A 25,136-nucleotide genomic window follows, 5' to 3' on the forward strand; every position below is an offset into this window, starting at 1 on the left:
GGGGTCCGGTTACTGTGGTCGAGGTGCTCGCGGCCGTGACGGATGTGCGGGTCTAGGTTTGTGGGCGGCCGATCCGGCGGTCGCACTTCATAAGGCGAGCTGCGCTATGCAGGAGGGCTGCTAAACACATGGTCTACGCGTTGGGGTTCGTGCTGTTCGCGCTAGGCATCACGATTTCGATCGCGCTGCACGAATGCGGGCACATGTGGACCGCCCAGGCCACCGGCATGAAGGTGCGGCGCTACTTCATCGGTTTCGGGCCGAAGGTGTTCTCGTTCCGGCGCGGGGAAACCGAGTACGGCCTCAAGGCGCTGCCGCTCGGCGGGTTCTGCGATATCGCGGGCATGACCGTGCTTGACGAGCTGGAACCGGAGGAGATCGACCGGGCTATGTACCGGCAGGCCGCCTGGAAGCGGCTCGTGGTCATGTCCGGCGGCATCGCGATGAACTTCGTGCTCGGCTATATCCTGATCGTGATTCTCGCCCTCGGCTGGGGTTTACCGCGGTTGGCGCAGCCGCCCGCCACCGCGCTCGGCAACTCGAGCTGTGTGTCACAACAGAAACCGGACGGCACAACCGAACCGTGCACCGGTGACGGCCCTGCCCAGCGGGCCGGCCTGCAGCGCGGCGACGTGGTCAAGTCGGTCAACGGCGTGCAGGTACAGACGTGGAAGCAATTCCAGACCGAAACCCAGAAGCAGACGGGGCCCTTCACCTACACGATCGACCGTAACGGCCAGACGCTCACCGTCCCGGTCACCCCGGAGCGCGTCGTGCGCTACCCGGAGGGAGGTGGCGCGGGCCGCGAGGTCAGTGCCGTTGGAGTGGGCCCGGACTTCAATGACCCGCCGGTCAGGTCCGGTGTGCTGGCCGCGCTCCCGGACTCGGCCGTGTTCACCGCCGATATGTCCGTGCGCACCGTGCAGTCGTTGGCGCAGTTGCCGCAGAAGGTCGGCGCACTGTGGACCGCGGTGACGGGTGGTGAGCGTGACGCGGAGACACCCGTCAGCGTGTACGGCGCGAGCAAGATCGGCGGTGAGACCGCCGAACACGGGCTGTGGAACATCTTCATCCTGGTGCTCGCGAGCCTGAACTTCTTCCTCGGCGCCTTCAACATCCTGCCGCTACTGCCGCTCGACGGCGGACACATCGCGGTGGTGATCTACGAAAGGATCCGCGACGCCTTCCGTCGGTGGCGGGGGCTCGCGCCTGGCACGCCGGTCGATTATCTGAAACTCCTGCCCGCCACGTACGTGGTTGTGGTCATCGGCGGCGCGTACATGCTGCTCACGCTGGCCGCCGACATCGTCAATCCGATCAAGTTGTTCTGACCTCCGCCGGACGCGGTACCCTGTCGCCGGCACTGGGGGACGCCCGCGTTGTCGTGGGCGTCACAGGGTGGTCGTTCGGCGTGCGCGACTAAGCTCGGAAGGCGAACGGCCCACAATGGACGTACCGAAAGTAGGCAGCCGAACGTGACCAGCACAATCGGATTGGGGATGCCCGCCGCTCCTGCGGCCGTTCTCGCTCCTCGACGCAAGACTCGCCAGTTGAGGGTGGGCAATGTCGGGGTCGGAAGTGATCACCCGATCTCCGTGCAGTCGATGACCACCACCAAGACCCACGACATCAACGCCACCCTGCAGCAGATCGCGGAGCTCACCGCGTCCGGTTGCGACATCGTCCGGGTGGCCTGCCCGCGTCAGGAAGACGCGGACGCGCTGGCGACGATCGCGCGCAAGAGCCAGATCCCGGTCATCGCCGACATCCACTTCCAGCCGCGCTACATCTTCGCGGCCATCGACGCGGGCTGCGCCGCGGTCCGGGTAAACCCCGGCAACATCAAGGAATTCGACGGCCGGGTCGGCGAGGTCGCCAAGGCCGCGGCCGCCGCTGGCATCCCGATTCGCATCGGCGTCAACGCCGGTTCGCTGGATAAGCGGATGCTGGAGAAGTACGGCAAGGCCACCCCGGAGGCGCTGGTGGAATCCGCGCTGTGGGAGGCGAGCCTGTTCGAGGACCACGGCTTCGGCGACATCAAGATATCGGTCAAGCACAACGACCCGGTGATCATGGTGGAGGCCTACCGCCAGCTGGCCGCGCGTAGCGACTACCCGCTGCACCTCGGGGTGACCGAGGCGGGCCCGGCGTTCCAGGGCACCATCAAGTCCGCGGTCGCGTTCGGTGCGCTGCTGTCGGAGGGGATCGGCGACACCATCCGGGTCTCGCTGTCCGCGCCGCCCGCCGAGGAGATCAAGGTCGGCGATCAGATCCTGCAGTCGCTGAACCTGCGCCCGCGCAAGCTCGAGATCGTGTCCTGCCCGTCGTGCGGCCGCGCCCAGGTGGACGTGTACAGCCTCGCGAACGCGGTCAGTGCCGGTCTCGAGGGCATGGAGGTGCCGTTGCGGGTGGCCGTCATGGGTTGCGTCGTGAACGGGCCTGGCGAGGCGCGTGAGGCGGATCTCGGTGTCGCGTCCGGCAACGGTAAGGGCCAGATCTTCGTCAAGGGCGAGGTCATCAAGACCGTGCCGGAGGCGATGATCGTGGAAACCCTGATCGAGGAGGCGCTGCGCATCGCCGAGCAGATGGGTGTGGACGCGGGGGCCGGCGAGCCGGTCGTCACGGTCGGCTGATCCGCCGCTCAGGGCTGTAGACGGACTTGGCCTGGTTCAGTTGAACACTCTGCGAACTGTTGCGTTCGGCATAGCCGTACCACATCGCCGATATTCGTGGCAGGCTATCAACGTGCGGAGTCTGCTGGAGCCGACGCGCAGGGCGAAGTACGTCCCCGCGCGGCAGCTCGCGAACCGGGACCTGGGACAGGTCCTCCGAGTGCTGGATGCCGATCCGGTGGCCTCGTGCATGGTCGCCGCCCGGCTGCAGGAATTCGGCCTTGACACCAGTCGGTGTGGGCAGGGCGAACTGTGGAGTCGAGGCGGCCCGTCGGAGTCGCTGTGTTTCTCCGGTGCGAACCTGGTCCCGCTGCGCGGTGATCACGACGCGCTGCGGGCGTTCGCGGACCGCGCTCTCCGGTGGCCGCGCATCGCCTCATCGGTCGTCGGACGCCGTGAACTGGCCTTGCCGCTGTGGGAGATGCTGGCCGACCATTGGGGACCGGCGCGGGAACTGCGCGGCGAACAGCCGCTGCTCGCCCTGGCACTACCGCCGCTGGTGACCCCCGACCCGAACGTACGTCGAGTGCGTCCGGATGAACTCGACCGCTACCTCTGCGCCGCGATCGCCATGTTCATCGAAGAGGTCGGTGTCGATCCCCGCGCGGGTGACGGCGGCCGCGGCTATCGGCGCCGCATTCAGAGCCTGATCGAATCCGGCCGCGCCTGGGCGCGTTTCGAGGACGGCGAGGTCGTGTTCAAGGCCGAAGTCGGTTCGTTGTCCCGGCGCACCGGACAGATTCAGGGCGTCTGGGTGCACCCCGAACATCGCGGCACCGGACTCGGCACGGTGGGCACCGCCGCCATCGCGAACGCGGTCGTGGCGTCCGGCCGCACCGCGAGCCTGTATGTGAACGACTACAACGAAGTCGCGCGTCGCGCCTACAGCACAGTCGGCTTCCGGCAGATCGCTACCTTCTCCACCATCCTCCTCGACTGAGGACGCCGACGCTGAAAGCTGTTTCAGTGGAAAGAAACACGGAGCGGCGCGCAGGTTTGCTCAGCGTTGGCTATTACCATCGGTGCCGATGTCGACAGTGCTTACCCACCCCGCCGGCTGCCGCCCCCCTAGGACTGATCCGCTGAGAAAAGCGCTGATCGTCACGCTGGCTGTCGCGATGCTTGCGTTGCCCGCAGCCGGTTGTGCGCGTGGCCCGCAGGGGCCGGTGCCCGCGGCCGACGACTTCGTCACGGCGTTCGCGAAGCACGACCTAGCGGCCGCCGCCGACCTCACCAATCAGCCCGAAAAGGCCAGTGCCGCACTGGGTTCCGCGTGGAATCACCTGCAGGCCGAGAAGCTCACGGCGTATACCGGCTCGGCCAGGGTCAGCGGCGACACCGCCACTGTCGACTACACCTACGAGTGGCACCTGCCCAAGGACCGCACCTGGCGCTACACCGGGCAGTTGCAGATGGGTCGCAGCGGCGGCCGCTGGAAGGTCCGCTGGACCTCGTCGAACATCCACCCCAAGCTCGGCGACACCCAGACGATGTCGCTGCGCGCAAACCCGGCACCCCGCGCGCGGGTGAACGAGCAGGCGGGCAGCGATGTGCTGGTGCCGGGCCAGGTGTCGCGGGTCGCGTTCACCGCGGCGAATGCCGCCGACCCCGGCGCGGTGGCGACCTCGCTGTCGGCGGCGCTGAGCCCATTCGACCCGCAACTCACCCCCGAATCCATTCGGGACGCGGCCATCGCCGCCAAGGGCGCATACACCGTCGCGATGCTCAACGAGAACGAATTCGACCAGGTGAGTACCGATCTCATCGGCTTGCCCGGCGTCGTGATCACCTCGGAGTGGGACCTGGTGCCCACCGACCGCGCGTTCGCGCCGGACCTGCTCGCGCAGATCCGCAAGACGGTGATCGCCGAGGTGGACGGCAAGGCGGGCTGGAGCGTGGTCACCATGAACGCCAACGGCGCCGACACCGACGTGCTCACCGAGGTGCCGTCGCAGCCGGCACCGTCGTTCTCGCTCAGCGTGGACCGCAACGTGCAGAACGCCGCGCAACGGGCCGTCGACCTGCGCGAAGAGCAGACCATGATGGTGGCGCTTCGCCCGTCCACCGGCGCGATCCTGGCGATCGCGCAGAACAAGGCGGCCGACCGGGACGGACCGGTCGCGACCATCGGCCAATACCCGCCGGGTTCGGTGTTCAAAACGGTGACGGCGGCGGCCGCCATGACGACCGGGCTGGCCACGCCCGACACCGTGCTGCCGTGTCCGAGCCGAATCACCATCGGGGACCGCACAATTCCCAATTACAACCTGTTCACGATCGGTGACGCGCCGATGAGCACCGCCTACGAGCGTTCGTGCAACACGGCGTTCGCCGACGTGGCCAGCAGGCTGCCTGGTAACGCGCTGCACGAGGCCGCCGCGAAACTCGGTGTCGGCCCTGGCTATACGGTCGACGGGCTGCCGACGTTCTCCGGCTCGGTGCCGCCATCGGACGAGCTGATCCAGCGCACCGAAGACGGCATCGGGCAGGGCAGGGTGGTGGTGAGCCCGCTCGGCATGGCATTGATGGCGGCCGCCGTCGCGCACGGTTCGGTGCCGGTGCCATACCTGATCGCGGGCCGCACCACGACGGTCGATGGCGCGGCTCCCGCACTCGCGCCGAAGGTGATCACCGGGTTGCGGGCGATGATGCGCAGGGTGGTCACCGGCGGCACCGCCGAGCGGATCGCCGATCAGGGGGAGGTGTACGGGAAAACCGGTGAGGCCGAGGTCGACGGCGGGTCGCACTCGTGGTTCGTCGGCTACCGCGGCGATATCGCGTTCGCGACGTTGGTGGTCAAGGGCGGCAGCTCCGACAACGCGGTCGCGGTCAGTCGCGACATGATCGCCGCGCTGCCACCGGGTTACTGAGGCGCGCTGTCGTGCCAGGCTGCCTGATTGCTGGACGAGGTGGCGCTGTCCGTGATCGCCGCACCGGCGTCGCCGCCGTCGAGGATCTGCACGGTTGCCGCGCCGCCGAGGACGATGGCGACGCTGGCCAGAATGGTGGTGGAACGCTTCATTGTTCGGCTCCCTCGGGTCAGGGGTGTCGACGGGGAAGGGTTCTAGCTGGTCCGCGCAGGGATGACCGCGCGAAGTTATCTGAAAGTTAGCTGACTTCGGAACCGTAAACCGGGATCGATACGCCGAACAAGTGCAAGTGGCCGACGGCACATGGCAGCAATAACGTGCCGCAGATCACAATTCTGGCTGATCTCGGTGAGACTACCTCGGCACGGGTTGGTCTTTTCGTGGAATTCGCCAAACGCGAAAACAGCTTCGTGGAACGGGCTGGTCGGCCAGATAATTCTTCGCGCCCATCGCCGCTCAGCGGAAGGTGTTCGAGTTTCGCCGCTCGGCCGCACAGCACGACCGTCGGCCACTGCGTGCGCTTTGTCGGCACGCTCGGCTATAGCCTGCGGGTGTTGGTTAGTCGGCCCGGCGCAGGGTGGCGGCGAGGTGGTGTTGCAAGGGCTCGCCGACTGCCGCCATCCGCAATGTGTAATCGATGGTGTCGCCTTTCAGCTGAAATGTCCGGCCAAGGGCGGTAACGAGTTTGGCGGTGCTGGTGCGGCCGATGCTGGTGGAGTCGAATTCCATATGCAGCGCACCGTCGGCGACATTCAATGCGCCCTCGCATATTTCGGTGATGCCGGTGGGGTGCGCCAAGATCAATTCCACCCGGTCCGGACTCGGGCAGCGCAGATAACCGGTTTCGGCGTGCATCGGCCGGCTGCCGTCGGCGGCGCGGGTGCGCTGCCGATAGGTCAGGAACGGGCGGCCGAGATGGCCGAACCGGACTTCTTCCAGGTAATCGAACGACTGGATGGTCGGGTATTCGCCGTGCCCGTCGCCACGCCAGGTGCCGAGCAGTGGAGCCAAGGGGGCGATGTCGGGATGGGGCGCGATTGACGGTTGGGGTTCGACCACGGCGCACAGCCTAAACCTGTTGGTTCCCGGGGTGTTCGCATACTGCCGAATTCGGTTTCGTGCCTAAGGTTAGCGTCGCCTAAACGGTTGTTGCGGTGTTCGGCGCGCCGCGGCCGCCGACCCGATTAGTCGACCGCTCGGCAAACGCGCTTCCGTTGAGGTGCAGCGCGTTTCCTGCCCTGACGCAAATGGCCCGCACTCCAAGAGTGCGGGCCATTCGTGGGCGCGGTGTGCTCAGAAGGAACAGTCGGCGTTTCCGCCGCCCTTCAAGATCCAGAGCACCCCGCAGAAGATATCGGTCGACGACGAACCGGTCGGCGGCCCGGCGACGGTGTCGGCGGGGGCCGGTGCGGAGACGGGCGCCGCGGCGGCGAGGCCGGCCGGCGCGACGAGCCCGGCGAGCATGGCAGCAATAACGACTGTCTTTTTCATCAGGCGCATCCTTTACGTCGTATGAGCATGTCCCCGAGGAGTATTCGGTGCCTGCGATTCGGGTGCATGCCCCCAATTCCTTTGCCAACAAGCGCAGTCCAGCAAACGTCGAGCGGGCTGTGGCTCAGTTGCCTACCGCTATGTCCCGTTCGGTGGTGGGTGGCCGCGTTTACCCGCGGCCGGTCGGGGCCGAGGGGCGAGGGCTGGTGTCTTCGACTTGGATTGCTGCTTCGATTTCGTCGACGGCGGTGCGAATCATGGTGCCGTACGGGGTTTCGGGGAGGGTGTGCAGCGTGGCCCGCGCGGCGGCGAGTTCGCGTTGGGCGGCGGCGAAGGAGCTCAGCCTGCGGTAGTTGTCGGCCAGGTTGAGGTGCAGGGACGGGTAGAAACCTTGGACGTCCAGCGAAGAATGGTATTCCTGAGCGCGGGCGTTGGTGAGCGAGTCGGCGGCGTCCAGCGCGCGGATGTCCCAGGTGAGCGCTTCGGCCGCGTCGTCATATAGGTCGGCCAGGTAGTGGGCCAGGGTGCAGCGGTGTAGGGGGTCGCCTTGCGGGCCAAAGGAATCCCAGAGGGTGCGCAGGGCCTCGCGGGCCGTGTCGGGTTGGCCTTCGCGCCCGAGTGTTACCGCGCGGGTGATGGCATCCATGGTGTCGTCTGTCATGGCTTGGGGTTCCTATCTGTTGCTTGCCAGGTCGGCATGGCCAAGGTGGTGAGGTCGCCGTCGGTGGCGGACCGAAGGACGATCGGAAGGTCGGGAGCGGCGATGTCGAGCATCAGGTCTGGGCCCAACGCGGTGTGAATGGCGGGGAGCAAAGTCGTGATGCTGAAGGAGAGGTCGATGGCGGAGCCGGTGACCGCGGCGGGTAGATGATGTCGGTGGTCGCTGTCGGAAACGGTGAGGCCGGTGTGGTCGACCTCGAACCGCATTGTGGCGGAACTCTTTTCGAGGAGAGTGAGCAGTGGTTTGCGGGCCGTCACCACTCGGGTTCGCACCGGCGCGAGACTGGACAGCACCGCTCGATAGTCGGGGAAGGGTTCATGGATCACTCGGCAACGTCGTTCGGCACCGTCGCCGACGAGCGATAGACCCTGATCGGTTGGGGCGGCAACGATTTCGTCCAAAAGGCGAAGCCACCCGATGATCGGCGTGAGATCACCGGCATCGACCACCACCGACCAGTCGCCACCGTGCCGATCCCGCGACACCAGGGTCCGGGTCGAGAGCCGGTAGCGATCAGTGGCGGTGAGCGTCAGCGAATTTGCGCTCGCCTCTACGAGAATCCCGGCAAGAACAGGTATTTCGCGGCTATTCGCCGCAGCGGCCCGCACCTGCTCGAACGCCTCCGCCAGCAGTGCGGCAGACAGCGTGACACCGTCGCCCATCGATCCGAGTGTTTGCTTGATCTGCTCGGCGATCTCGGCGGCCGTCCGCGCGCGTCGCCGCAACTCGTCGACGTGTTCGTCCAGCAGTTGCTCCGCGCGCCCGGTATCACCGGACAGGATGTCGGAGATCGAATCGAGCGGTACCTCGATCGTCCGCAGCCGCCGGATCAACGCCGCGCGTTCTCGCTGTGCCTCGGTGTAATACCGATACCCCGTGAGCGGATCGACCCTGGCGGGCACCAGTAACCCGCAGTCGTCGTAAAACCGCAGCGCACTCGCCGTGAGCCCGCTCGCTCGCGCCAGTACGCCTATCGTGATCAACCCGTCGGACTCTGCCACCAGGTCATGATGGAGTCTCAGGTAGGCGGAAGGTCAAACCGTGAGTGCGGTTTCCCATCGCCGTGACCATTCCCACACGCTCTGCAGCGCGGTGCCCAGTTCGGTTCCCGCGGTGGTGAGTTCATAGGACTTGTCCGCGTTCTTCACGATCAGCCCCGCGCTCTGCAGATGCTGCAACCGCACCGAAAGCATGCTGGACGAGCAGTTGTCCATCCGCCGCCGCAGTTCGAGGAACCCGAGCGGTCCGGGTGCCAGTTCCCACAGCACGCGCAGTATCCACCGCTGTCCCAGCAGTTCCATCGCGGCCAGTACCGCCGGATCGGCCCGGCCGGTGGGTGGCTTCGCCCCGCTTGCACTTCTCATTTAGAACTACCATAGTGATTCTGATTTAGAAGCAAACCGCCGGGCCGACGGCCCGCGATCGAGAGGAAAACGGTGGGCCATCCAGCCGGACAGCGAATCGTTCTGATCACCGGTGCCTCCCGCGGCATCGGCGCCGAAACCGCGCGCGTTCTCGCAGGCCGCGGCGATCACGTGATCATCAACTATCGCGAAAAGCTCAAGCGCGCCAAGACAATCGCCGACGAGATCACCGCCGCGGGCGGCAGCGCCACCACCGCGGGCGCCGATATCTCCGACGAAGCCGCCGCCCACACGCTCATCGAAACCATCACTCAGCAATTCGGCCGCTTGGACGTTCTCATCCTCAACGCGTCCGGCGGCCTCGAACGCAATGCCGCTTCCGATTACGCCATGTCGATCAACCGCGATGCGCAAACCCGCCTCGTCCAATTGGCCGTACCGCACATGCCGCCGGGTTCGCGCATCGTCTTCGTCACCAGCCACCAGGCCCACTTCCACGGCCGCAAACCCGTCCCCGCCGACTACGAACCCATCGCCGCCAGCAAACGTGCGGGCGAAGACGCTCTCCGAGCCATGATCCCCACCCTCACCACCCATGGCATCACCCTGCACACCGTCTCCGGCGACATGATCGACGGCACCATCATCGTCCAACTCCTGGAGCGCCGAAACCCGGCCGCCGTTTCCGCTCGCCGCAGCAACGCCCCGCTCCCCACCATCGCCGAATTCGCCACCGCGGTAGCCGAAGCCACCACCAGTCCCGCCGAATCCGGCCACACCGTGTATGTCGGCGGACCCGACTACCTCATCGCCGACAGTTCCCTTCCGGCCTGACCTGCGCGTTGTCGATCGGTCCTTGGCCTGCCGAGCGGCCGGGGCGCAGCCTGCGCGCGCATCAAGCGAGATTTGCCCGACTCGCCCCGGGTTGGTGGCGGCGCCGGGTCGGCTGGGCATAGCCGCAGGTGATTACTTCCGAGTGGCAGATTAAGGTGTGGTCACTCGAGGTTTGCCGAGTTCGATTTATGCGGCGGCAGGCTGGTGGGGAGGTAGCTGACCAGCGCGTGTCGGATAACGGAAGTGGGTGAAATCGACGTGGAGGGGGGATGTCTCGTTCACGCTATCGATGTGTGCCAGGTGCGGGATGTGCTGCGGCGACGTCACCACCCGAGGGGCGGGGCGTACCGGCGCCCGGCCAGGCGGGGGCGCTGACATGAATCCGGACCGGACGCTGCCCGCGAAAGATCTACTGCTCGCCGCCTTCCGCGGCTTCCCGCACGACGACCATCCGATGCTAGAGGCGGCGGGCGAACTGGCCCAGCTGCACCTGGTGCGTGAGCGGACCCCGGCCGCCGAGTCGGTCAAGATCGACCGGCGGCGCATCCAATTGATGCGCACCATCGATCGGTGGGTCACCCTGGGAACCCCGGTCCCGGAGATCGCCGCGCCCGAGCACACCGAAACCGTCGGCAGAATGGTGGATCGGCTGGCCTGCATGACCGCGCAGGCCTTCGCCGCGCTGGCCTTCGCCCCGGAGGCGGTCTTCTACGACGCCTGGGTGCAGATCGAGGAGATGGCCGACGGCTACCAGGATCTCATCGACGACCTGCGCACCGGCATCCGGCGGCTACCCGACGACCCGTACGACCAGTGGTGATCTACTGCCCGCGCCCGAACAGCCGGAACGACCGATTCCGGCGCCGCGGCAGCGTCGCGTAGACCATTGTCATATCGGCGAACACCTCCGCCTCCCGCTCCCGATCGACACCGAACTCGCTGCGTCCGAGCACATGCTCGACCGACTGCGGCGATACCGAGGGCAGCATCAGCGCGAGCGTTGGCGGCACCGGTGCGCGGCGATCGGATTCCCGCGTGCCGTGACCGAGCAGCATGTGCCCCACCTCGTGCAGGATGATGTGATCGGCGTTGCGGTCGGTGGCTTCGGCGTCGTAGATGATGAGGTCGTCGTGTTTGCGCGCGACCCACAGACCTCCTCCGCCGCAACCGATCTCGTTCACCAGGGCCTTGGCCGCGGTGTGCAGGGCGATGGAGCGGCCACGGTGCGCGGCGACGGCGGCGAGGTAGGCGGGCAGATTCCACGGGTTGGGGAGGGGCACGGTTCGGGTCGCGTCACCGAAACGAGCGTCCATGCTGGTCATCTCGGCACACATTACGCACAGGGTCGCGAGTAGTCACCTACCGATACGGACTTACTGGATGGGGGAATTGTCACGTCCACCAACAAGATCCACTACTCGGCGGGCGGTTCCGCCGCCGGGGGATCGGCATGAAGGTAGCGGATCAGCAGCCGATTCACCCCCCACAGCACGACGCCGATCGCGAGCAAGATCCCCGCGATCGTGTACTGCTGCGGATTGCGGCCGGTCCACGGCATCACCAGGAACCCGCACGCCAACGCGCCGATCACCGGTAATGCCGTCGGCGTGCGGAAGTGCTCGTGTGGCACGCGATCTCGACGCAGCACAAGCACGGTGACATTCACGATGGTGAACACCGCGAGCAGCAGCAACGCGGTGGTGCCGCCGAGCTCGGGCACCTCGCTGACGAAGGCGATCAGGCACAGCGCGAGCAGCGTGGTGAACAGGATCGCGATGTAGGGCGTGCGCCGCCCGGAATGCACGCGCCCGAGCGCCCGCGGCAAGACTCCCTGCTTGGCCATCCCGTAGAGCAGGCGACTGGCCATGAGCATGTTGATGAGCGCGGTGTTGGCGACGGCGATCATGCTGATGTAAGCGAACACATGCGTCGGGAACGACGGCCAGCCCACCCGCACCACCTGCAGCAGCGGGGTGTCGCCCTGGCTGAGCTCGGGGACCGGCACCAGCGCGACCGCGGTGATCGACACAAGCACATAGACGACGACGGTGACCGTCAGCCCCGCCAGCAGCACCTTCGGGAAGATCCGGCTCGGCTCCTTGCACTCCTCGGCCATATTGACCGAGTCCTCGAAGCCGACCATCGCGTAGAAGGCCAGCGTGGTCGCCGCGATGACACCGCCGACGGCAGTGCGGTCACCGGTATCGAATTCGGTGATCCGGCCGAAATCGCCGTCACCGGCGCCGAGTGCCCAGCAGCCGATCCCGATGACGATCAGCAGACCGGTCAGCTCGACGCAGGTGAGCACCACGTTCAGCTTCACGCCCTCGCTGACCCCACGCAGATTGATCACCGCGATCACCGCCATGAACGCCAGCGCGATCACCGTGACCACCAAGCCCGTGCCGATATCCAGGTTGAAGGCCTCGGCGAAGTTGGCCGCGAAGGCCCGCGACGCGGTCGAGGCCGAGGTGATTCCGGAGCACATGACCGCGAACGCGACCATGAAGGTGAGGAATTGGATGCCGAACGCCTTGTGCGTGTAAAGCGCGGCCCCTGCGGCGTTCGGATATTTGGTGACCAGTTCGAGGTAGCTCATCGCGGTGACCAGCGCGATGAGGAACGAGACCACGAACGGCACCCACACCGCGCCGCCGACCTCGTTGGCGACCTTTCCGGTGAGCGCGTAGACCGAGGAACCGAGGATGTCGCCGATGATGAACAGCAACAGCAGCCACGGGCCCATCACCCGCTTCAGCTCCGGTTCGGTTTCCCGCTGTGCGGTGACGTCGGGCATGCGGTCCCTCCCAGATGTTTCGCAACAGATGGTCGAAGTACCCCGAATCGGTCGAAAGTAGCCGCCCGGCGTTGATTCCGGCGCGAAACCACCGCCGCGATGAACCGAACCGGACGCTATCTCGGTATTTCACAGGACAGCCGCGACATGCGGACAAGTGCCGGTTCCCGGCAAACCGGCGCGGGTATCCGCAGGATGAGAGCGTGCAGATGAGCCTGCTGACGGTGCCGTCGCGGCCGCGGATCGGGGCGGTCGCCCAGTGGTGGGTGCTGACCTGCCGGCTGATCCGGCCGTTCTGGCGCAACGGGGAACTGGTCACCGCCGTCGTTGCGCCCACCGTGTTCACCCTCGGTTTCTACGTGCCGTTGAACCTGGTGATGAGCGTGTACGGGCACGGACTGAGCAGCTACGCGCAGTTCCTGATGCCGATGATCGTGATGCAGTCGGTGGCCTTCTGCGCGACCTCGGCCGCGTTCCGGGCGGCCAGCGACGCCAAGGACGGGCTCACCATCCGCTTCGGCTCGATGCCGATGCCCGCCGCGGCCCCGTTGGCGGCGCGGATCACCGCCGCCATGTACCGCGCGGCGATCTCGCTGGCCGTCGCCATCCTGTGCGGCCGGGTGATCGGTGTCAAGTTCTACGGAAGCTGGTGGGAAACAATAGGGTTCGTGGCCTTCGGGCTGCTGGTGGCGCTGGCGCTTTGCCTCGGCGCGGACCTGATCGGCAGCCTCGCCAAGAGTCCGGAGGCGATCACGCAGGTGCTCATCTTTCCGCAGCTGATCCTCGGTCTGGTGTCCACCGGTCTCGCGCCCGCGCGCCAATTCCCGTCCTGGCTACAGGGTTTCGCTCGTAACCAGCCGGTGTCGCAGTTCGTGTACGGGCTGCGCGCGCTGGCCGGTGATTCGAGCGGCAACGCGGGAGTCGTCGGCTGGGCCGTGCTCGGGCCCGGGTTGGCCTGGGCGACAGGGATACTCGTGGCGTTCGGGGCGCTGGGTGCGGTGGTCGCCGTGCGGAGGTCGGCATGACCCGGGCGGATAGCCGCGCCGCGGATCTGCCGCTGGTGCACGGCCGGACCGAGACCTGGCGGCTGCTTGTGCCGCAGACCGTCATCCAGACCCGGCGGCTGCTGCTGCGGTGGTGGCGTGACCCGTTGACGATGGTGCAGTCGCTGGTGTTCCCGGCGATGCTGCTGATCGTGTTGAATACCGTGCTCGGCAAGCAGATTTCGACGTTCTCCGGGGCGAGTGCGCTGTACGGCTCGGTGCCGATGGTGGCGCTGGTCGGGGTGATGTCGGGGTCGCTGGCCGGCGCGATCACGCTCGGCCGGGAACGGGATCAGGGCCTGCTGGCCCGGCTGTGGGTGCTGCCGGTGCATCGCGCGTCCGGGCTTGCCTCGCGGATCCTCGCCGAGGGCGTCCGAATTCTGCTGTGCACCATGGTGTTGTTCGGGGTGGGGATGGCGCTCGGCTTCCGGTTCGAGCAGGGCGTGCTCGCCGGTATCGCGCTGTTCGGTGTGCCGCTGCTGTACGGGCTCGGCTTCGCGACGCTGGTCACCGCCGTCGCCGTGTTCACCGCGAAAACCGCACTGGTGGAGGCGGTTTCGCTCGGATCGTCGATCATGATGTTCTTCAGCACCGGCTTTGTGCCGCTGACCGCGTATCCGCGCTGGGCCAAGCCGATCGTCGCGCATCAGCCGATGACCTACGCGATCGACGCCATGCGCGGACTGTCGCTGGGCGGGGCGGTGCGTGGCCCGCTGCTGGCTACCGTCGCATGGTCGGTCGGCGCGATCGTGGTGTTCGCGGTGCCAGCGGCGGTCGGCTACCGGCGGGCCAGCCGAAGTTAGTTATCCATCCGCGCGGCGGTTTCCATGATCATCTCCGCGGAGTCGCGCGGGCTCAGTGCCATCGCGCGCAGCTGGTCGAAAATCACGCCGAAGCGCCGGATTTCGGGATGACCCTCGATCAGCTCGTCGCCCGCGATGCCTTCCACATACACCAACTCCGGATCGGCCGGGTCGTGGAAGTCCAGCAGGGTGAACGAGCCCGCCATGCCGGGATGGGCGCCCGCGTTGAACGGCAGGATCTGCAGAATCACGTTCTTACGCTTGGTTTCCTGGAGCAGCCGATCCAGCTGGCCGTGCATCACCGCAGGCCCGCCGACGGTGCGCCGGATCGCCGCCTCGTCCATCACCACCCACAGCTCGAGTGGTTCCTCCTTGGTCAGGTTGGCGGCCCGGTCCATCCTGGCGCGCGCCCGGTCCTCCATGATCGCCGCCTCCACCTTCGGCATCGAGGTGTCGATCACCGCCGTCGCGTACTCCATCGTCTGCAAAAGCCCTGGGATGGTGGAGGTTTGGTAATGCCGGGCGGACAACGCCTCGGCCTCGAAGTTGATGTACGCCGCGTACACCTCCGACACGCTGCCCTCGTACGCCCGCGACATACCCGGCTTCAGTGCGTCCGACAGCAGTTCCATCGCGTCGTCGCGCTGCTGCTCGCTCACGGCGTACAGGTCGAGCATCGCCTGGAGGGTGCGCCGCTGCGGCCGCGCCTGCGCGGTCTCGATCCGATACAACGTGGTGACGTTGATCCCGGTCCGCGCACTCACCTCCTCTTTGCTGAGTTCGGCGTGTTCGCGCATCTCGTGCAGCATCGCGGCCAACCGGCGCAATCGCACGGTCAGCACGGTGCGCTTGCCTGCCATGCCAACATCCCTTCGGTCCCGCCCTTAGCGGCAAATATGCGACACAGGCGCGTTCGTAGGACGAAAGCGTACGCTTTCCCGTTCGCTAGGTTGACAGGTTTCCGGTTCCAAAGTTGCAGGTTCCATCCGTTGTGTCGTCGGCGACGAATAGGTTTCGGTCGGTAATTCGTGGATCAGCTACTCAGAGCCGAAGGAGATCGCCTTGACCGTTGGTTACCGCTCGACCGGTGCCGCTGTCCTCGCCGGAGCACTGCTCGGAGCCGCGTTGCTCGTCGCGCCGAGTTCTGCGGCACCGCAGGCCAAGCGCGACGCGCGAATCACCTGTGCGGAGAAGGGCGAAGTCACTTGGCTCAACGTGGGAATCGGCACCTTGGCTGTGCCCGTCCCGTGGCAGGTGGCGACCACCTTCCATGACTGCGCCGGGCCGGATATCTCCGATGCCAACCCGGTGCCGGTCAGCATGGCGATCGCCGGCACCGAGAACGTCGCCTGCGACGGTCCGGTGACCAGCCACAAAGGTACTGGGACGATCGTCTGGTCGGACGAGACGACCAGCGAGATCAGCGAGACCGCCACGAGCCAGACCAAGGCGAAAGGCTCAGGACCCGGCGTTTTTCCGATCTCTATCACGTCGGGACATTTCGAGGGTCACGACGCGGAGGAAGACAGCACGGTGACGCTCGAGGGCACCTGCCCTGGCGCGTCCGCCGGGACCCTCACCGGAACTCTCCGCATCTTCTGACGGCGGTCAGCCGCGATCCGCCAGCTCAGATGCGTTGCGGCTGAGTAGGTCCCACGCCGCGGTAACGTGCTCCTCTCGGGTCGCCGCGCCGCCGATGGCCAACCGGAGTGTGAACGCGTCGCGAACCGTGGTGTGGGACAGATAGATTCGGCCGGAGTCGTTGATTTCCTGCAGTAGCAACCGATTCGGCTCGTCTGGCCCGCGTAACCGGAAACAGACGAGCGAAAGCGGATGCGGGGCCATCAGTTCGAAGCGATCGTCGGCGGCCACCCACGACGCGAACCGTTGCGCCAGCGCGACGCTGTGCCGAATGTGCGCGCGCAGCCCTTCTGCGCCGTACCAGCGGATCACCGCCCACAGTTTGAGCGCGCGGAACCGGCGCCCCAGCGGCACCTGCCAGTCGCGATAGTCAACCACCGTGCCCGATTCGCTCGCGCTGTTGCGCAGGTATTCCGGCACCACCGAGAGCGCGCCGACCAGCGCCGCGCGGTCGCTGACATAGCACGCGTCGCAGTCGAACGCGGTGAGCAGCCATTTGTGCGGATTGGTCGCGTAAGAGTCGGCGTAGTCGGTGATGCCGCGGTGAATCCACCGCAGTTCCGGGCAGATCGCGGCCACTCCCGCGTACCCGGCGTCCACATGCAGCCACGCGCCGAACTCGGCGCAGATCGGGCCGATCCGGTCCACCGGGTCGACGGCACTCGTCGATGTCGTTCCGACGGTGGCCATCACCATCACCGGCGTGAGACCCGCGTCGACGTCGCCCGCGATCGCCGTCCGCAGCGCCTCGGGGTCCATCGACAGGTCCGCGCGGGTCTCGATGAATCGCACCGACGAGGTGCCCAACCCCGTGATACGCGCGGCCTTCTCCAAGGACGAATGCGCCTCGATCGAGGCATAGACGCGGTAGCGGCCACGGTCGACGCCATCGGTCCGTGCGCGTCCGCCCGACTTCCGGTGCAGCGCCGCGAGCAACACGACGAGCAGGGCACTGGACGCGGAGTCCTGGATCACGCCGCCACCGCTGCCCGCGAAGGTGAAGCGCTCGGGCAGTCCGAGCAGGCCCGCCAGCCAGTCGAGCACGTGCTGCTCCAGCTCGGTACAGGCGGGACTGGTCTGCCACAACATTCCCTGCACGCCGAGCCCCGCGGAAAGTAGCTCCGCGAGCACCGCCGGACCCGATGTGCTGGACGGGAAGTAGGCGAAGAAGCCCGGATGCTGCCAGTGCGTGAGCCCGGGAACCACGATCGCGTCGAGGTCGGCCAGCAGCGCGGTGAAGGGTTCGCCCGCCTCCGGCGGCACGTCCGGCAACTCGGCTCGCACCTGCCCCGGCTTCACCTGCGACAACACGGGCAGCGAGGCCATCCGATCCCAATAGTCGGCAACCCAGTCGACCACTGCGTGCCCGTGCTCGCGGAATTCTGCGGCGGTCATATGACGAGGTGGCGGGAAATCGGCCATGGGTGCACCTCCGATAATCGATCGCGCGGCTCATCCGGATAGGCCGCGGCCTGAGGAAAGTGTTGTGGGCACCAAGGCTTCACGGATCGGAAACCTGGGGAAACCTGGTGTTCGACTTGGCCGCGTAGGTTCACGCGGTATGACTGGGGCGGGTTCGATCTCGAAGCGGTTCGTGCACATTCTCGCTGTCGTCGCGGCGGCCTTGACCTTGGTTTTCGGGCTGTCGACGGGTGAAAAGGCGCCGGGGCCCGTGCGGGGCGATTCGGTCGTGCTGGTCAGTGCCGCCGTGCCGCAGCGCGCGTGGGACACGCTGGCGCGGATCGATGCGGGCACCTGGCCGCCGAACGACGGGTCCGGCACCAAAGGCGGTGGGACCTGGTCGAATCGGGATGCGACGCTGCCGAGCGCCGATTCCTCGGGACGACGGATCACCTATCAGGAGTGGGACGTCAATATCAAGAAGCCGGGGCAGAACCGCGATGCCGAACGCATTGTCACCGGTAACGATCGATCCGCTTGGTACACCGGTGATCACTACGTCTCGTTCATCCGAATGCGCTGAGCGGGAGCAATCAGACTCGGGCGCGGTTCGCAACCCGCCTTGACAGGTTGTGCGGCGGAAATCGCGGCCTGAGTGGTTCGTGAGCAACCGGTTGGCATCCCTTCTGGCGCATGCTGATCCGCTATCAAGACGCGCGATCGACGCGCCGAACGCGAGCGGGTGCGCACAGGGGAAGTAGGCTCTCGCATCGCCCGAGGTCATCGACGATGCTCCTGCTCACCAGGCGCTGAAGCTGTTGTCCAGGCGTGAAATCGAGCGTCTGAAGGTGCGCACACAGGCGAGTCGCAGCAGTGCAGACGCACTCTTGCGTTCTTGCATCGGTAAGCGCATGATCCAGCTAGCCTAGTTGTGAACAACCGATCCGATGACCGGGATAACGGAATCGAGAGCCAATTATGTTGGTACAAAGCGTGTTGGTGTCGGGCGAACTCGAGGTGCGAAGATGAGCGCACCGACGGTGGGGGTCTTGCCAACTGCTCCGCAGTTATTGTGCGCCTTTCAGGGGCGTCGTTTCCAAGATCGGGAAATGCTGCGCTCCGCCCACGCGCTCGCCGAGCTGCATGCGCGCAGGAAGCAGGTCCGAGACACCGCGTTGATCATCGAAATCGACTGCCGCCGAAGCGAACTCGTCGACGACATCAACGACTGGATCGGTAAGGAGATGCCGCAGCATCGCAACGGCGCCTCGCTGCACACGGAAAGCCTCGGTGCGGTGGTAGACCGGATGGCGCGCAGCTGGGTGGACGCGAACCAGGCCATCGACGTCGATGGCGCGCGCAGTGATAATACCCATAAACATTGGTACCACCTGGCAGAACTTGTCGATGGGTACACTGATTTGGTAACCGACGTGGCCGGCGGCCGTCGTCGTTTGCCCGAGCAGTGATCCTTCGAAGCAACGGATTTTACCGCGCTAGTGACACTGCCCCGACAGCGTCGCTTGCTACAAGGCGATGTCCCAGAGTTGTCATCCGACCAGTGACTTTCTCTGGACGATTACTTCGCCTGCACAGTGACGGCGGGCGCAACGGGGCGCCCCGCCCGGCGTGCCGCGTGGTCGACTGGCGCGGCACGCCCGCTAAAATTCTCCGCCCTCACTCGGCGATAGTGAAGATCTCGTGCGCCGCCACCCGGACGTTGCTCTGCCCGTGCGTCCGCATTCGGGCGAGCAGCTCGACCCAGGTGGCCGTCCAGCCGAAGTGATTGCCGCACTGCGCGATCAACGCCAGCGCCGCCAACGCGGTCGCGCTGTCGACGTCGGCGGACAAGTCGCGCGCGACGGTCGTCATGGTCTCGGCATCGACCATCTGCCCGGTGCGCGCCAGCTGTATCCGCAGCTGTTCGGCCGGATAGACCACCAGGGCGCCCCGCGCCAGACCGCAGGCCTGCTGGATCGATCGCACGCTCGACGCGGCATCGGCCCAACGGATCTGGGCGAGCAGCAGATCGATCGCAAACCGTCGCCACTGCGTTTCCCCCGCCAGCCGCTCGGCCACGATCACCGCCGTTGCCCGCGCCTCATCCGACTGGCCTGCCGCGGCACCGAGATTGCTGAGCAGCGTCGAGAGCCGCTGGCGCGCGGGCAGATCGCGACCGGCGATCACGATGTCCTCGGCGGCGAGCAGCCGCTGCACCGCCGCAGGCACCTCGGCCCGGAAATCCCCGCCGACGAGCACCCGCGCGGCCTGCCGCCACAGCCCGGCCTCGCCGAGATCGGCGAGCCTGCGCACCAGCATGTCGCCGGTGTCGGCGGGCGCCCAGCGCTGCCACCCGCTGAGCACTCGCATCGCCTCGGTGGCCAGCTGGACGTCGGTGCCGCCCGCCATCTCCCGCACCAGCCCGGCCATCTTGCGCCGCTGTGGAATCGGCAGCAGGGCGGGCGTGAGATTTAATGCCTCGCCCGCGACCGCCGGGTCGTGCGAGGCCTCGGCGAGGATCTGCCAGGCCTCGTCGTGGTCGAGCAGCCAGCGGCACGCGAAGACCACCGCGCGTTTGACGTCGCGATGCTGGTTCGGGCGGTCCCAGATCGCCCGGATGGTGGCCATCGCCTCCGGCACGTGCAATGCCGCGAGCAGCCGCACCCCCTCTTTCAGCGAGGTGATCTTCGGCGAATCCAGCAGCCGCGTGAGCGCGCCCGCGAGCCGGTCCGGTGCGACGCTCCTGGCGCGGGAAGCGATCCCGCTCACCGCGACTCGCGCCCGATCGGAGTCCACGTACCGGCCGAGCAGGCCGATCGCGGCCTCGACGTCGTCACTGTGGCCGAGCGCGATAAGCGCCGCCTCCGCCACCGTGAGATCGGGGTGGTCGATGTAGCCGACGAGCCGCGCGAAGCTGCCTGGCAGGCGGCCCAATCGTTTGACCGCCCAGGACTTCTCCCAGAGCGAGGACTCCTTCGAGCGCACCAGTGCGGCGAGCGCCCTGGCGTACAGCTCGAGCTGCCGCGGCGTCCATCCGTCGAAGCCCGCCGAAAAGTCGGGCACCAGACGCACTTTCGGCGCGATGAACCGGCCTGGCGTGGCATTACTGAGCACCGCGTCGAGCAGATCCGTTCGGCGCGTAGCGATTACGTGTTGGATCCGCGGCAACGAGATGAGCGAGCGGTCCCGGTTCAGCAGGGTGGTGAGGTGTTCGTCGCGGGTGGCCGGGTTGGCCAGGGCCAATTCCACGGCGCCGCGGATCACCGAGTCGCTGCGGGCGCCGCAGGCCCGCAGGATCAGTTGCTGCAATGGCGCGACATTCCACGCACGCTCGTTCAGCCCGCTGGCCAGGCCGAGCGTGAGGCTCCATTCATCGCGCGCCGCGTCGCCGTCCAGCCGCCGGCGCAGCGCCGCGAATAGTCGGTGTTCGGCGCCGCGCGGCAGGTTGCGGTCCAGGTACCGCAGCGGCAGCGAACTGGCATAGGCCGCAAGGCTTTCGGTGAGCCGCAGCGCCGCCTCGGTGTAGGCCGGTTCGTCGGCGCGGGCACCGTGCACCAGCAGCGCACGAGCCAGCACGCCGACCGCGTCGGTGGTCATCACCGATCGATCGCGGGCTTGCAGCGCGTCCGTACCCAGTATTTCCAGTGCGGGCAGATGTTCGGCGCGCAACAGGGTCGGCGGGATCTCGGTGATCGCCTGTAAAGCGATGCGCCGCACCGGGTCTTGCTCGTTGCGCAGGCGACGCAACGAATCGAGCAGCGCGCCGACCACCGCGGGATCGCGGCTGCCGACCGCCGCGACCACCAGCAGCGGGTAGGCCTCGGCACGCTCGTCGGCCGTTGGACGGCGGATGCTTTCGCGCAGCACGGGTTCGGCTTCCTCCCACGACAGCCGCGCGATCAGCCGTTCACGGACCGGCCGATCGTCGGAGCCTCCTTGGCGCGCCAGCAATTCACGGGCAAGCGCCGCTCGGTCGTTCCGGGGCAGGCTGTCCAGCGCGTCGAGGTCGACCTGCGCGGCATCGACGCCGGGCCGGATGAACACCTGCCGCACCAGCTCGGTGCGCCGGCTCGGCGGCAGTTGGTGCAGCAATCGCCGCCGGTGGTATCCGGAGTACGCGGCGCACACGGTGATCAGCCGATCGTCGGGTAGCTCGCGCAAGGCGGTGAACACCGCACGTCCGGCCAGACAGTTGCCGCGCCCGCTCGGATGCGCGATCAGCTCGACGACCGCACCCAGGTCGTGCCGAGTCAGCGCGCCCGCGATCGCATCCAAGCCCCTGATCTGCACGTATCGCACCGCCTGCGCGGCAAGCGCGAGTAAACGGTCCGGGTCGCGGCGGGCGAAGGCGCTCGCTCCGGCGGCGATGCGCGGCCACAGTTCGGGCCAGTCCGACTCACCCGCGCTGGCCGCGAGATCGGTGAGATAGCTGAGCACCGCCTCGGTGTGCCCGCGGCTCAACGTGCACCAGTTCGGCGCGGCGTAGGCGAACTCGGGCAGCTGCTCGGTGACGATCCGCGTCGAGCAATAGGGCAGGATTCGCGCCGCCTCGGCGTCTCCGTACAGCCGCCGGACCTCGGGCAGCAAGCCGTCGGCAAGTCCGGCGTCGCGCGTCCGGCGGCCGATGGCGCGATACAGCACGTGCCGGGTCCGGTCCGCCATCCGTGGCAACCGCTCGGCAAGCACCTCGGGCGGTACACCGAGCCGGACCAGCGCGACCACCGCGCGCGATACGAACTCCTGCCCTGCCGAATCCAGTTGCCCGACAAGATGTTCGCGGTCGGCGGCGATCGCGGCCAAATGGATCGAGAGCACCCGCTCGTAGCGGCCCCGGCCCGCCAGATCGGTCAGCAACGCGCCGAGTTCCGCGGTGCCGGCCAACCGCAACGCCACCGCCGCGATGGCCCGGCGCCGCTGCGGCGCGGACAAGGGCTCGATGTCCTTCACTAGCTTCGTCGCCGGTGCTGCCATTGATCGACCGCCAACCTTCTCTCAGATGCGGAGGGAACCCCCGTAGTCGTTGTGAGGATATGTCGCGCACACCGGGTTTCGCCGGACCGCGATCGAAACGGCGGCCCGTGCGGCACCGCGCCGCGGTCAGGTCGCGGCTGCGGCGCGTTCCTGCCTGCGCTGTCTGCGGCGGCGCAGGTAGCGGCGGATGCGGGTGGCGAGGAAAGCCACCAGCACCACCCCGATCAGCAGCAGGATGGCCGCGACGATGGCCGCCGGGAGCGGGTGGAAGATGGCGAGGGTCACCAGGCCCGCGACCGAGACGTCTTCGGCGGTGCTCGTCACGATATTGGTGACCGGTTCCGGCGAGGTGTTGATCGCCATCCTGGTACCGGCCTTGACCAGGTGGCTGGCCAGCGCGGTCACGCCGCCGACCGCGCCCACCGCCAGCTGGGGCAGCGAACCATCCTGTCCCGCAAGCAAAGCCGCGATGACGGCACCCGCGGCGGGGCGGACCACGGTGTGCAGCGCATCCCAGAAGGAATCGAAGTACGGGATCTTGTCGGCGACCACCTCGATCAAGAACAGGACCGCGGCGGCGATCAGCACGTCGGTGCGCTGCAGGGCATCCGGCACCGAGTCGGACAGGCCGGTGCGGCCGAAGAGGCCGAGCAGCAGCACCACGGCGTAGGCGTTGACCCCGCTCGCCCAGCTCGCGGTGAAGATCAGGGGAAGTGCTGACACGAAGTCATCCTAGGTCGAGACCCGAGCTCGCGCCCTGACCGCCGCGCGCCGCCAGATCGGCGTGCCTTCCTCGGTGCTGGTCAGCGCAGAGTGGCCCGGCTACGCAGGCGACCGAGCAGGATCAGCGCTACCAGGGTGACCAGGACGAGCAGCGTGGTGCTCGCGGCGGCGTCGAAGACCTCGCCGCGGTCGGTCTGGGCGAAGATGCCGACCGGCAGGGTCTTCCAGGTGGCCGGGTAGACCATGATGGTGGCGCCGAGCTCGCCCATGGACAGGGCGACGGCCAGCCCGGCGGCCGCACCGAGCGCGGGCAGCAGCAGCGGCAGCGTGACCTGGCAGAGCACCCGGACCGGACTCGCGCCGAGGGATTCGGCGGCCTCGCGGTACCCCGGGTCGATGCGATCGAGCGCGGCGGCGACCGCGCTGAACGCGTACGCCAACACGAGCACCGAATGCGCAAGGATGACAATCCATTTGGTGCCGCCGAGCAGCACGGGGCGCTCGTTGAACGCGATCAGCACGCCGAGGCCGATGGCCACCGACGGCACCGCGACCGGCAGATGGAACACCGCGTCGGTGCAGCGCCGCCACCAGCCGGGCGCCTCGCGCGCGGCCAGCGCCGCCCAGGTGCCGAGGATCAGCGAGACGGCACCGGCCAGCAGTGCGGTCTGCAGGCTTACCGAGAGGCTGGCCGCCTGCTCGCCGGACAGCACGCGCCCGAAGTTGGCGAGGCCGAGCTCCGACGGCAGCGGGCCGGTCCAGTGCCCGGCGAACGCGGCAGCGACGACGGTGGCGATCGGCGCGACGAACACCACGAACACGACGAGCGCGAAAACGGCGAGCACGACGGCCCGGCCGCGCTTGGTCCACATCAGCATCGCGTCAGTTCTCTTTCCTGGCCATGAACCGGGCGAAGATCAGCCGGTACCCGATGTACAGCGTGAGCGACAGCAGCACCTGCACCGAGGCGAGCACCGCGGCGCCGGGCAGATCGAAGGTGACGATGCCGCGGGTGTAGATCAGCGCGGGCAGCGTGATCACGCCCTTGGCGCCGGTGAACAACACGATGCCGAACTCGTTGAGCGTCAACAGCAATACCAGGCTGCCGCCCGCCGCGAGCGCGGGCCACGCCTCGGGCAGCACCACCTGGCGCAGCACCCGCCATGGCGATGCGCCGAGACTCGCCGCCACGTCGAGCTGCTCGCGCGGCAGTTGCGCGAACGCGGCGAGCAGCGGGCGCACGACGAACGGCGTGAAAAAGGTGATCTCGGCCAGGATTACGCCGAGCGGGGTGCCCAGGAAGTTCAGCGCGGGCTCGTTGTTCCCGGTGAGGCGGGCAATCAGCGCGTTCACCGCGCCAGCGGTGCCGTAGAGGAACGTGAAGGCCAGGGTGATGAGAAACGACGGCAGCGTCAGCACGGTATCGATGAGCCGCCCGATCACCTGCGAACCGGGAAACGGCACGAAGGCGAGCACGATCGCCAGAAACGTGCCGAGTACCAGACAGCCAGCGACCGAGCTCACCGCGATGAACACGGTGCGCCACAACGCTTCTCGGAACGATTCGGAACCGAGCACCTGCGACCAGACCGACGTGCCCCGGCCGGTCGGCGTCACGGTGGACTCGGCGAGGACCCGCACGATCGGGTAGACGGCGATGAACAGCACCACGAGCAGCGGCGGCAGGCTCCACAGCACCGGCTTCCAGTTACGTTGCCGCGCGGGCCGACTCGGCGACTCCGGTGCGGCGATCGGCTCGAGTATCGCGGGGATGCTCATGACCGGCCGCCCTCCGCTGACCCGCC

General features: G+C 67.3%; 25 protein-coding genes. 11 read left to right on the forward strand and 14 right to left on the reverse strand.

All coding sequences use genetic code 11. The annotated features are described in order from the left end of the window. Positions 1-128 precede the first annotated feature (128 nt). The 4 genes from ACIA8C_RS28720 (at position 129) to ACIA8C_RS28735 (ending at position 5,542) form a co-directional block, all read left to right on the forward strand. Positions 129-1,331 (forward strand): M50 family metallopeptidase, encoded by a 1,203-nt coding sequence (locus ACIA8C_RS28720; RefSeq protein WP_397139988.1) that lies wholly within the window; start codon positions 129-131, stop codon positions 1,329-1,331. Positions 1,332-1,475: 144 nt separating this feature from the next. After that, positions 1,476-2,633, forward strand: coding sequence for a flavodoxin-dependent (E)-4-hydroxy-3-methylbut-2-enyl-diphosphate synthase (ispG, locus tag ACIA8C_RS28725; RefSeq protein ID WP_396992277.1), 1,158 nt, complete (start codon positions 1,476-1,478; stop codon positions 2,631-2,633). A gap of 112 nt (positions 2,634-2,745) precedes the next feature. Further along, positions 2,746-3,612: a GNAT family N-acetyltransferase gene (locus tag ACIA8C_RS28730; RefSeq protein ID WP_397139990.1), complete on the forward strand. Its 867-nt coding sequence runs from the start codon at positions 2,746-2,748 to the stop codon at positions 3,610-3,612. Positions 3,613-3,790: 178 nt separating this feature from the next. Beyond that, positions 3,791-5,542 (forward strand): penicillin-binding transpeptidase domain-containing protein, encoded by a 1,752-nt coding sequence (locus ACIA8C_RS28735; RefSeq protein WP_397140289.1) that lies wholly within the window; start codon positions 3,791-3,793, stop codon positions 5,540-5,542. Here ACIA8C_RS28735 and ACIA8C_RS28740 read toward each other — a convergent pair. The 6 genes from ACIA8C_RS28740 to ACIA8C_RS28765 form a co-directional block, all read right to left on the reverse strand. Continuing rightward, entirely contained in the window at positions 5,536-5,694 is a 159-nt protein-coding gene (locus ACIA8C_RS28740; RefSeq protein WP_397139992.1) for a hypothetical protein, read from the reverse strand. The two genes, ACIA8C_RS28735 and ACIA8C_RS28740, sit on opposite strands and share 7 nt — an antisense overlap. Before the next feature lie 406 nt (positions 5,695-6,100). After that, on the reverse strand, positions 6,101-6,601 hold the full coding sequence (locus ACIA8C_RS28745; RefSeq protein ID WP_397139994.1) for a peroxynitrite isomerase: 501 nt from the start codon (positions 6,599-6,601) through the stop codon (positions 6,101-6,103). A gap of 234 nt (positions 6,602-6,835) precedes the next feature. Further along, complete coding sequence (locus ACIA8C_RS28750) at positions 6,836-7,033, reverse strand: hypothetical protein (protein WP_397139996.1); 198 nt, start codon at positions 7,031-7,033, stop codon at positions 6,836-6,838. A gap of 169 nt (positions 7,034-7,202) precedes the next feature. Further along, positions 7,203-7,694: a hypothetical protein gene (locus ACIA8C_RS28755; RefSeq protein WP_397139998.1), complete on the reverse strand. Its 492-nt coding sequence runs from the start codon at positions 7,692-7,694 to the stop codon at positions 7,203-7,205. Then, positions 7,691-8,755, reverse strand: coding sequence for a MerR family transcriptional regulator (locus ACIA8C_RS28760; RefSeq protein ID WP_397140000.1), 1,065 nt, complete (start codon positions 8,753-8,755; stop codon positions 7,691-7,693). Before ACIA8C_RS28760 ends, ACIA8C_RS28755 begins: the two co-directional genes overlap by 4 nt. Positions 8,756-8,788: 33 nt before the next feature. Continuing rightward, on the reverse strand, positions 8,789-9,118 hold the full coding sequence (locus ACIA8C_RS28765; protein WP_397140002.1) for a winged helix-turn-helix transcriptional regulator: 330 nt from the start codon (positions 9,116-9,118) through the stop codon (positions 8,789-8,791). A gap of 72 nt (positions 9,119-9,190) precedes the next feature. On the opposite strand from ACIA8C_RS28765, the gene ACIA8C_RS28770 reads away from it, so the two are divergent. Next, complete coding sequence (locus ACIA8C_RS28770) at positions 9,191-9,952, forward strand: SDR family oxidoreductase (RefSeq protein WP_397140004.1); 762 nt, start codon at positions 9,191-9,193, stop codon at positions 9,950-9,952. Positions 9,953-10,328: 376 nt separating this feature from the next. Further along, on the forward strand, positions 10,329-10,772 hold the full coding sequence (locus tag ACIA8C_RS28775) for a DUF4254 domain-containing protein (protein ID WP_397140006.1): 444 nt from the start codon (positions 10,329-10,331) through the stop codon (positions 10,770-10,772). A gap of 1 nt (position 10,773) precedes the next feature. On the opposite strand, the gene ACIA8C_RS28780 is transcribed toward ACIA8C_RS28775, so the two are convergent. Beyond that, complete coding sequence (locus tag ACIA8C_RS28780) at positions 10,774-11,274, reverse strand: hypothetical protein (RefSeq protein ID WP_397140008.1); 501 nt, start codon at positions 11,272-11,274, stop codon at positions 10,774-10,776. 92 nt (positions 11,275-11,366) lie between these two features. Continuing rightward, positions 11,367-12,749: an APC family permease gene (locus ACIA8C_RS28785; protein ID WP_397140010.1), complete on the reverse strand. Its 1,383-nt coding sequence runs from the start codon at positions 12,747-12,749 to the stop codon at positions 11,367-11,369. Between the two features lie 209 nt (positions 12,750-12,958). On the opposite strand from ACIA8C_RS28785, the gene ACIA8C_RS28790 reads away from it, so the two are divergent. Both ACIA8C_RS28790 and ACIA8C_RS28795 read left to right on the forward strand, forming a co-directional pair. Then, a complete protein-coding gene (locus tag ACIA8C_RS28790; protein WP_397140291.1) occupies positions 12,959-13,774 on the forward strand; it encodes an ABC transporter permease in 816 nt (271 codons plus the stop codon). After that, positions 13,771-14,595 carry an ABC transporter permease gene (locus tag ACIA8C_RS28795; protein ID WP_397140012.1) on the forward strand — a complete coding sequence of 275 codons (825 nt, stop codon included), beginning with the start codon at positions 13,771-13,773 and terminating at the stop codon, positions 14,593-14,595. Before ACIA8C_RS28790 ends, ACIA8C_RS28795 begins: the two co-directional genes overlap by 4 nt. Here ACIA8C_RS28795 and ACIA8C_RS28800 read toward each other — a convergent pair. Further along, the gene (locus tag ACIA8C_RS28800; RefSeq protein WP_397140014.1) at positions 14,592-15,455 is read right to left on the reverse strand and encodes a helix-turn-helix domain-containing protein; all 864 of its coding nucleotides are present in this window, start codon (positions 15,453-15,455) and stop codon (positions 14,592-14,594) included. The two genes, ACIA8C_RS28795 and ACIA8C_RS28800, sit on opposite strands and share 4 nt — an antisense overlap. A gap of 202 nt (positions 15,456-15,657) precedes the next feature. Here ACIA8C_RS28800 and ACIA8C_RS28805 point away from each other — a divergent pair, with 202 nt between their 5' ends. Beyond that, on the forward strand, positions 15,658-16,197 hold the full coding sequence (locus ACIA8C_RS28805) for a hypothetical protein (protein ID WP_397140016.1): 540 nt from the start codon (positions 15,658-15,660) through the stop codon (positions 16,195-16,197). Positions 16,198-16,203: 6 nt separating this feature from the next. On the opposite strand, the gene ACIA8C_RS28810 is transcribed toward ACIA8C_RS28805, so the two are convergent. Beyond that, positions 16,204-17,631: a pyridoxal-dependent decarboxylase gene (locus tag ACIA8C_RS28810; RefSeq protein WP_397140019.1), complete on the reverse strand. Its 1,428-nt coding sequence runs from the start codon at positions 17,629-17,631 to the stop codon at positions 16,204-16,206. Positions 17,632-17,797: 166 nt separating this feature from the next. On the opposite strand from ACIA8C_RS28810, the gene ACIA8C_RS28815 reads away from it, so the two are divergent. Beyond that, entirely contained in the window at positions 17,798-18,220 is a 423-nt protein-coding gene (locus ACIA8C_RS28815) for a ribonuclease domain-containing protein (protein WP_397140021.1), read from the forward strand. A 526-nt stretch (positions 18,221-18,746) separates the two neighbouring features. Further along, positions 18,747-19,106, forward strand: coding sequence for a DUF4254 domain-containing protein (locus ACIA8C_RS28820; RefSeq protein ID WP_397140293.1), 360 nt, complete (start codon positions 18,747-18,749; stop codon positions 19,104-19,106). A gap of 208 nt (positions 19,107-19,314) precedes the next feature. On the opposite strand, the gene ACIA8C_RS28825 is transcribed toward ACIA8C_RS28820, so the two are convergent. From ACIA8C_RS28825 to ACIA8C_RS28840, 4 genes are all read right to left on the reverse strand, one after another. Beyond that, positions 19,315-22,608 carry a hypothetical protein gene (locus tag ACIA8C_RS28825; RefSeq protein ID WP_397140024.1) on the reverse strand — a complete coding sequence of 1,098 codons (3,294 nt, stop codon included), beginning with the start codon at positions 22,606-22,608 and terminating at the stop codon, positions 19,315-19,317. Positions 22,609-22,734: 126 nt separating this feature from the next. Next, positions 22,735-23,331, reverse strand: a complete 597-nt coding sequence (locus ACIA8C_RS28830; RefSeq protein WP_397140026.1) for a DUF4126 domain-containing protein — start codon at positions 23,329-23,331, stop codon at positions 22,735-22,737. An 80-nt stretch (positions 23,332-23,411) separates the two neighbouring features. After that, positions 23,412-24,209: an ABC transporter permease gene (locus ACIA8C_RS28835; RefSeq protein ID WP_397140029.1), complete on the reverse strand. Its 798-nt coding sequence runs from the start codon at positions 24,207-24,209 to the stop codon at positions 23,412-23,414. Between the two features lie 4 nt (positions 24,210-24,213). After that, positions 24,214-25,104 (reverse strand): 2-aminoethylphosphonate ABC transporter permease subunit, encoded by an 891-nt coding sequence (locus ACIA8C_RS28840; RefSeq protein WP_397140295.1) that lies wholly within the window; start codon positions 25,102-25,104, stop codon positions 24,214-24,216. Positions 25,105-25,136: the final 32 nt, after the last annotated feature.

Origin of the sequence: Nocardia sp. NPDC051321 (genome assembly GCF_044455225.1) — a bacterium.
Classification (GTDB): Bacteria; Actinomycetota; Actinomycetes; order Mycobacteriales; family Mycobacteriaceae; genus Nocardia.

Bases quoted from the DNA above. Each gene is read 5' to 3' on its own strand.
- ACIA8C_RS28780 (WP_397140008.1), bottom strand. From the start codon at position 11,274: ATGACCAGCATGGACGCTCGTTTCGGTGACGCGACCCGAACCGTGCCC.
- ACIA8C_RS28755 (WP_397139998.1), bottom strand. From the start codon at position 7,694: ATGACAGACGACACCATGGATGCCATCACCCGCGCGGTAACACTCGGG.
- ACIA8C_RS28785 (WP_397140010.1), bottom strand. From the start codon at position 12,749: ATGCCCGACGTCACCGCACAGCGGGAAACCGAACCGGAGCTGAAGCGG.
- ACIA8C_RS28795 (WP_397140012.1), top strand. From the start codon at position 13,771: ATGACCCGGGCGGATAGCCGCGCCGCGGATCTGCCGCTGGTGCACGGC.
- ACIA8C_RS28720 (WP_397139988.1), top strand. From the start codon at position 129: ATGGTCTACGCGTTGGGGTTCGTGCTGTTCGCGCTAGGCATCACGATT.
- ACIA8C_RS28800 (WP_397140014.1), bottom strand. From the start codon at position 15,455: ATGGCAGGCAAGCGCACCGTGCTGACCGTGCGATTGCGCCGGTTGGCC.
- ACIA8C_RS28750 (WP_397139996.1), bottom strand. From the start codon at position 7,033: ATGAAAAAGACAGTCGTTATTGCTGCCATGCTCGCCGGGCTCGTCGCG.
- ACIA8C_RS28790 (WP_397140291.1), top strand. From the start codon at position 12,959: ATGAGCCTGCTGACGGTGCCGTCGCGGCCGCGGATCGGGGCGGTCGCC.
- ACIA8C_RS28825 (WP_397140024.1), bottom strand. From the start codon at position 22,608: ATGGCAGCACCGGCGACGAAGCTAGTGAAGGACATCGAGCCCTTGTCC.
- ACIA8C_RS28815 (WP_397140021.1), top strand. From the start codon at position 17,798: ATGACTGGGGCGGGTTCGATCTCGAAGCGGTTCGTGCACATTCTCGCT.
- ACIA8C_RS28775 (WP_397140006.1), top strand. From the start codon at position 10,329: ATGAATCCGGACCGGACGCTGCCCGCGAAAGATCTACTGCTCGCCGCC.
- ACIA8C_RS28735 (WP_397140289.1), top strand. From the start codon at position 3,791: ATGCTTGCGTTGCCCGCAGCCGGTTGTGCGCGTGGCCCGCAGGGGCCG.
- ACIA8C_RS28765 (WP_397140002.1), bottom strand. From the start codon at position 9,118: ATGAGAAGTGCAAGCGGGGCGAAGCCACCCACCGGCCGGGCCGATCCG.
- ACIA8C_RS28835 (WP_397140029.1), bottom strand. From the start codon at position 24,209: ATGCTGATGTGGACCAAGCGCGGCCGGGCCGTCGTGCTCGCCGTTTTC.
- ACIA8C_RS28740 (WP_397139992.1), bottom strand. From the start codon at position 5,694: ATGAAGCGTTCCACCACCATTCTGGCCAGCGTCGCCATCGTCCTCGGC.
- ACIA8C_RS28820 (WP_397140293.1), top strand. From the start codon at position 18,747: ATGCTGCGCTCCGCCCACGCGCTCGCCGAGCTGCATGCGCGCAGGAAG.
- ACIA8C_RS28810 (WP_397140019.1), bottom strand. From the start codon at position 17,631: ATGACCGCCGCAGAATTCCGCGAGCACGGGCACGCAGTGGTCGACTGG.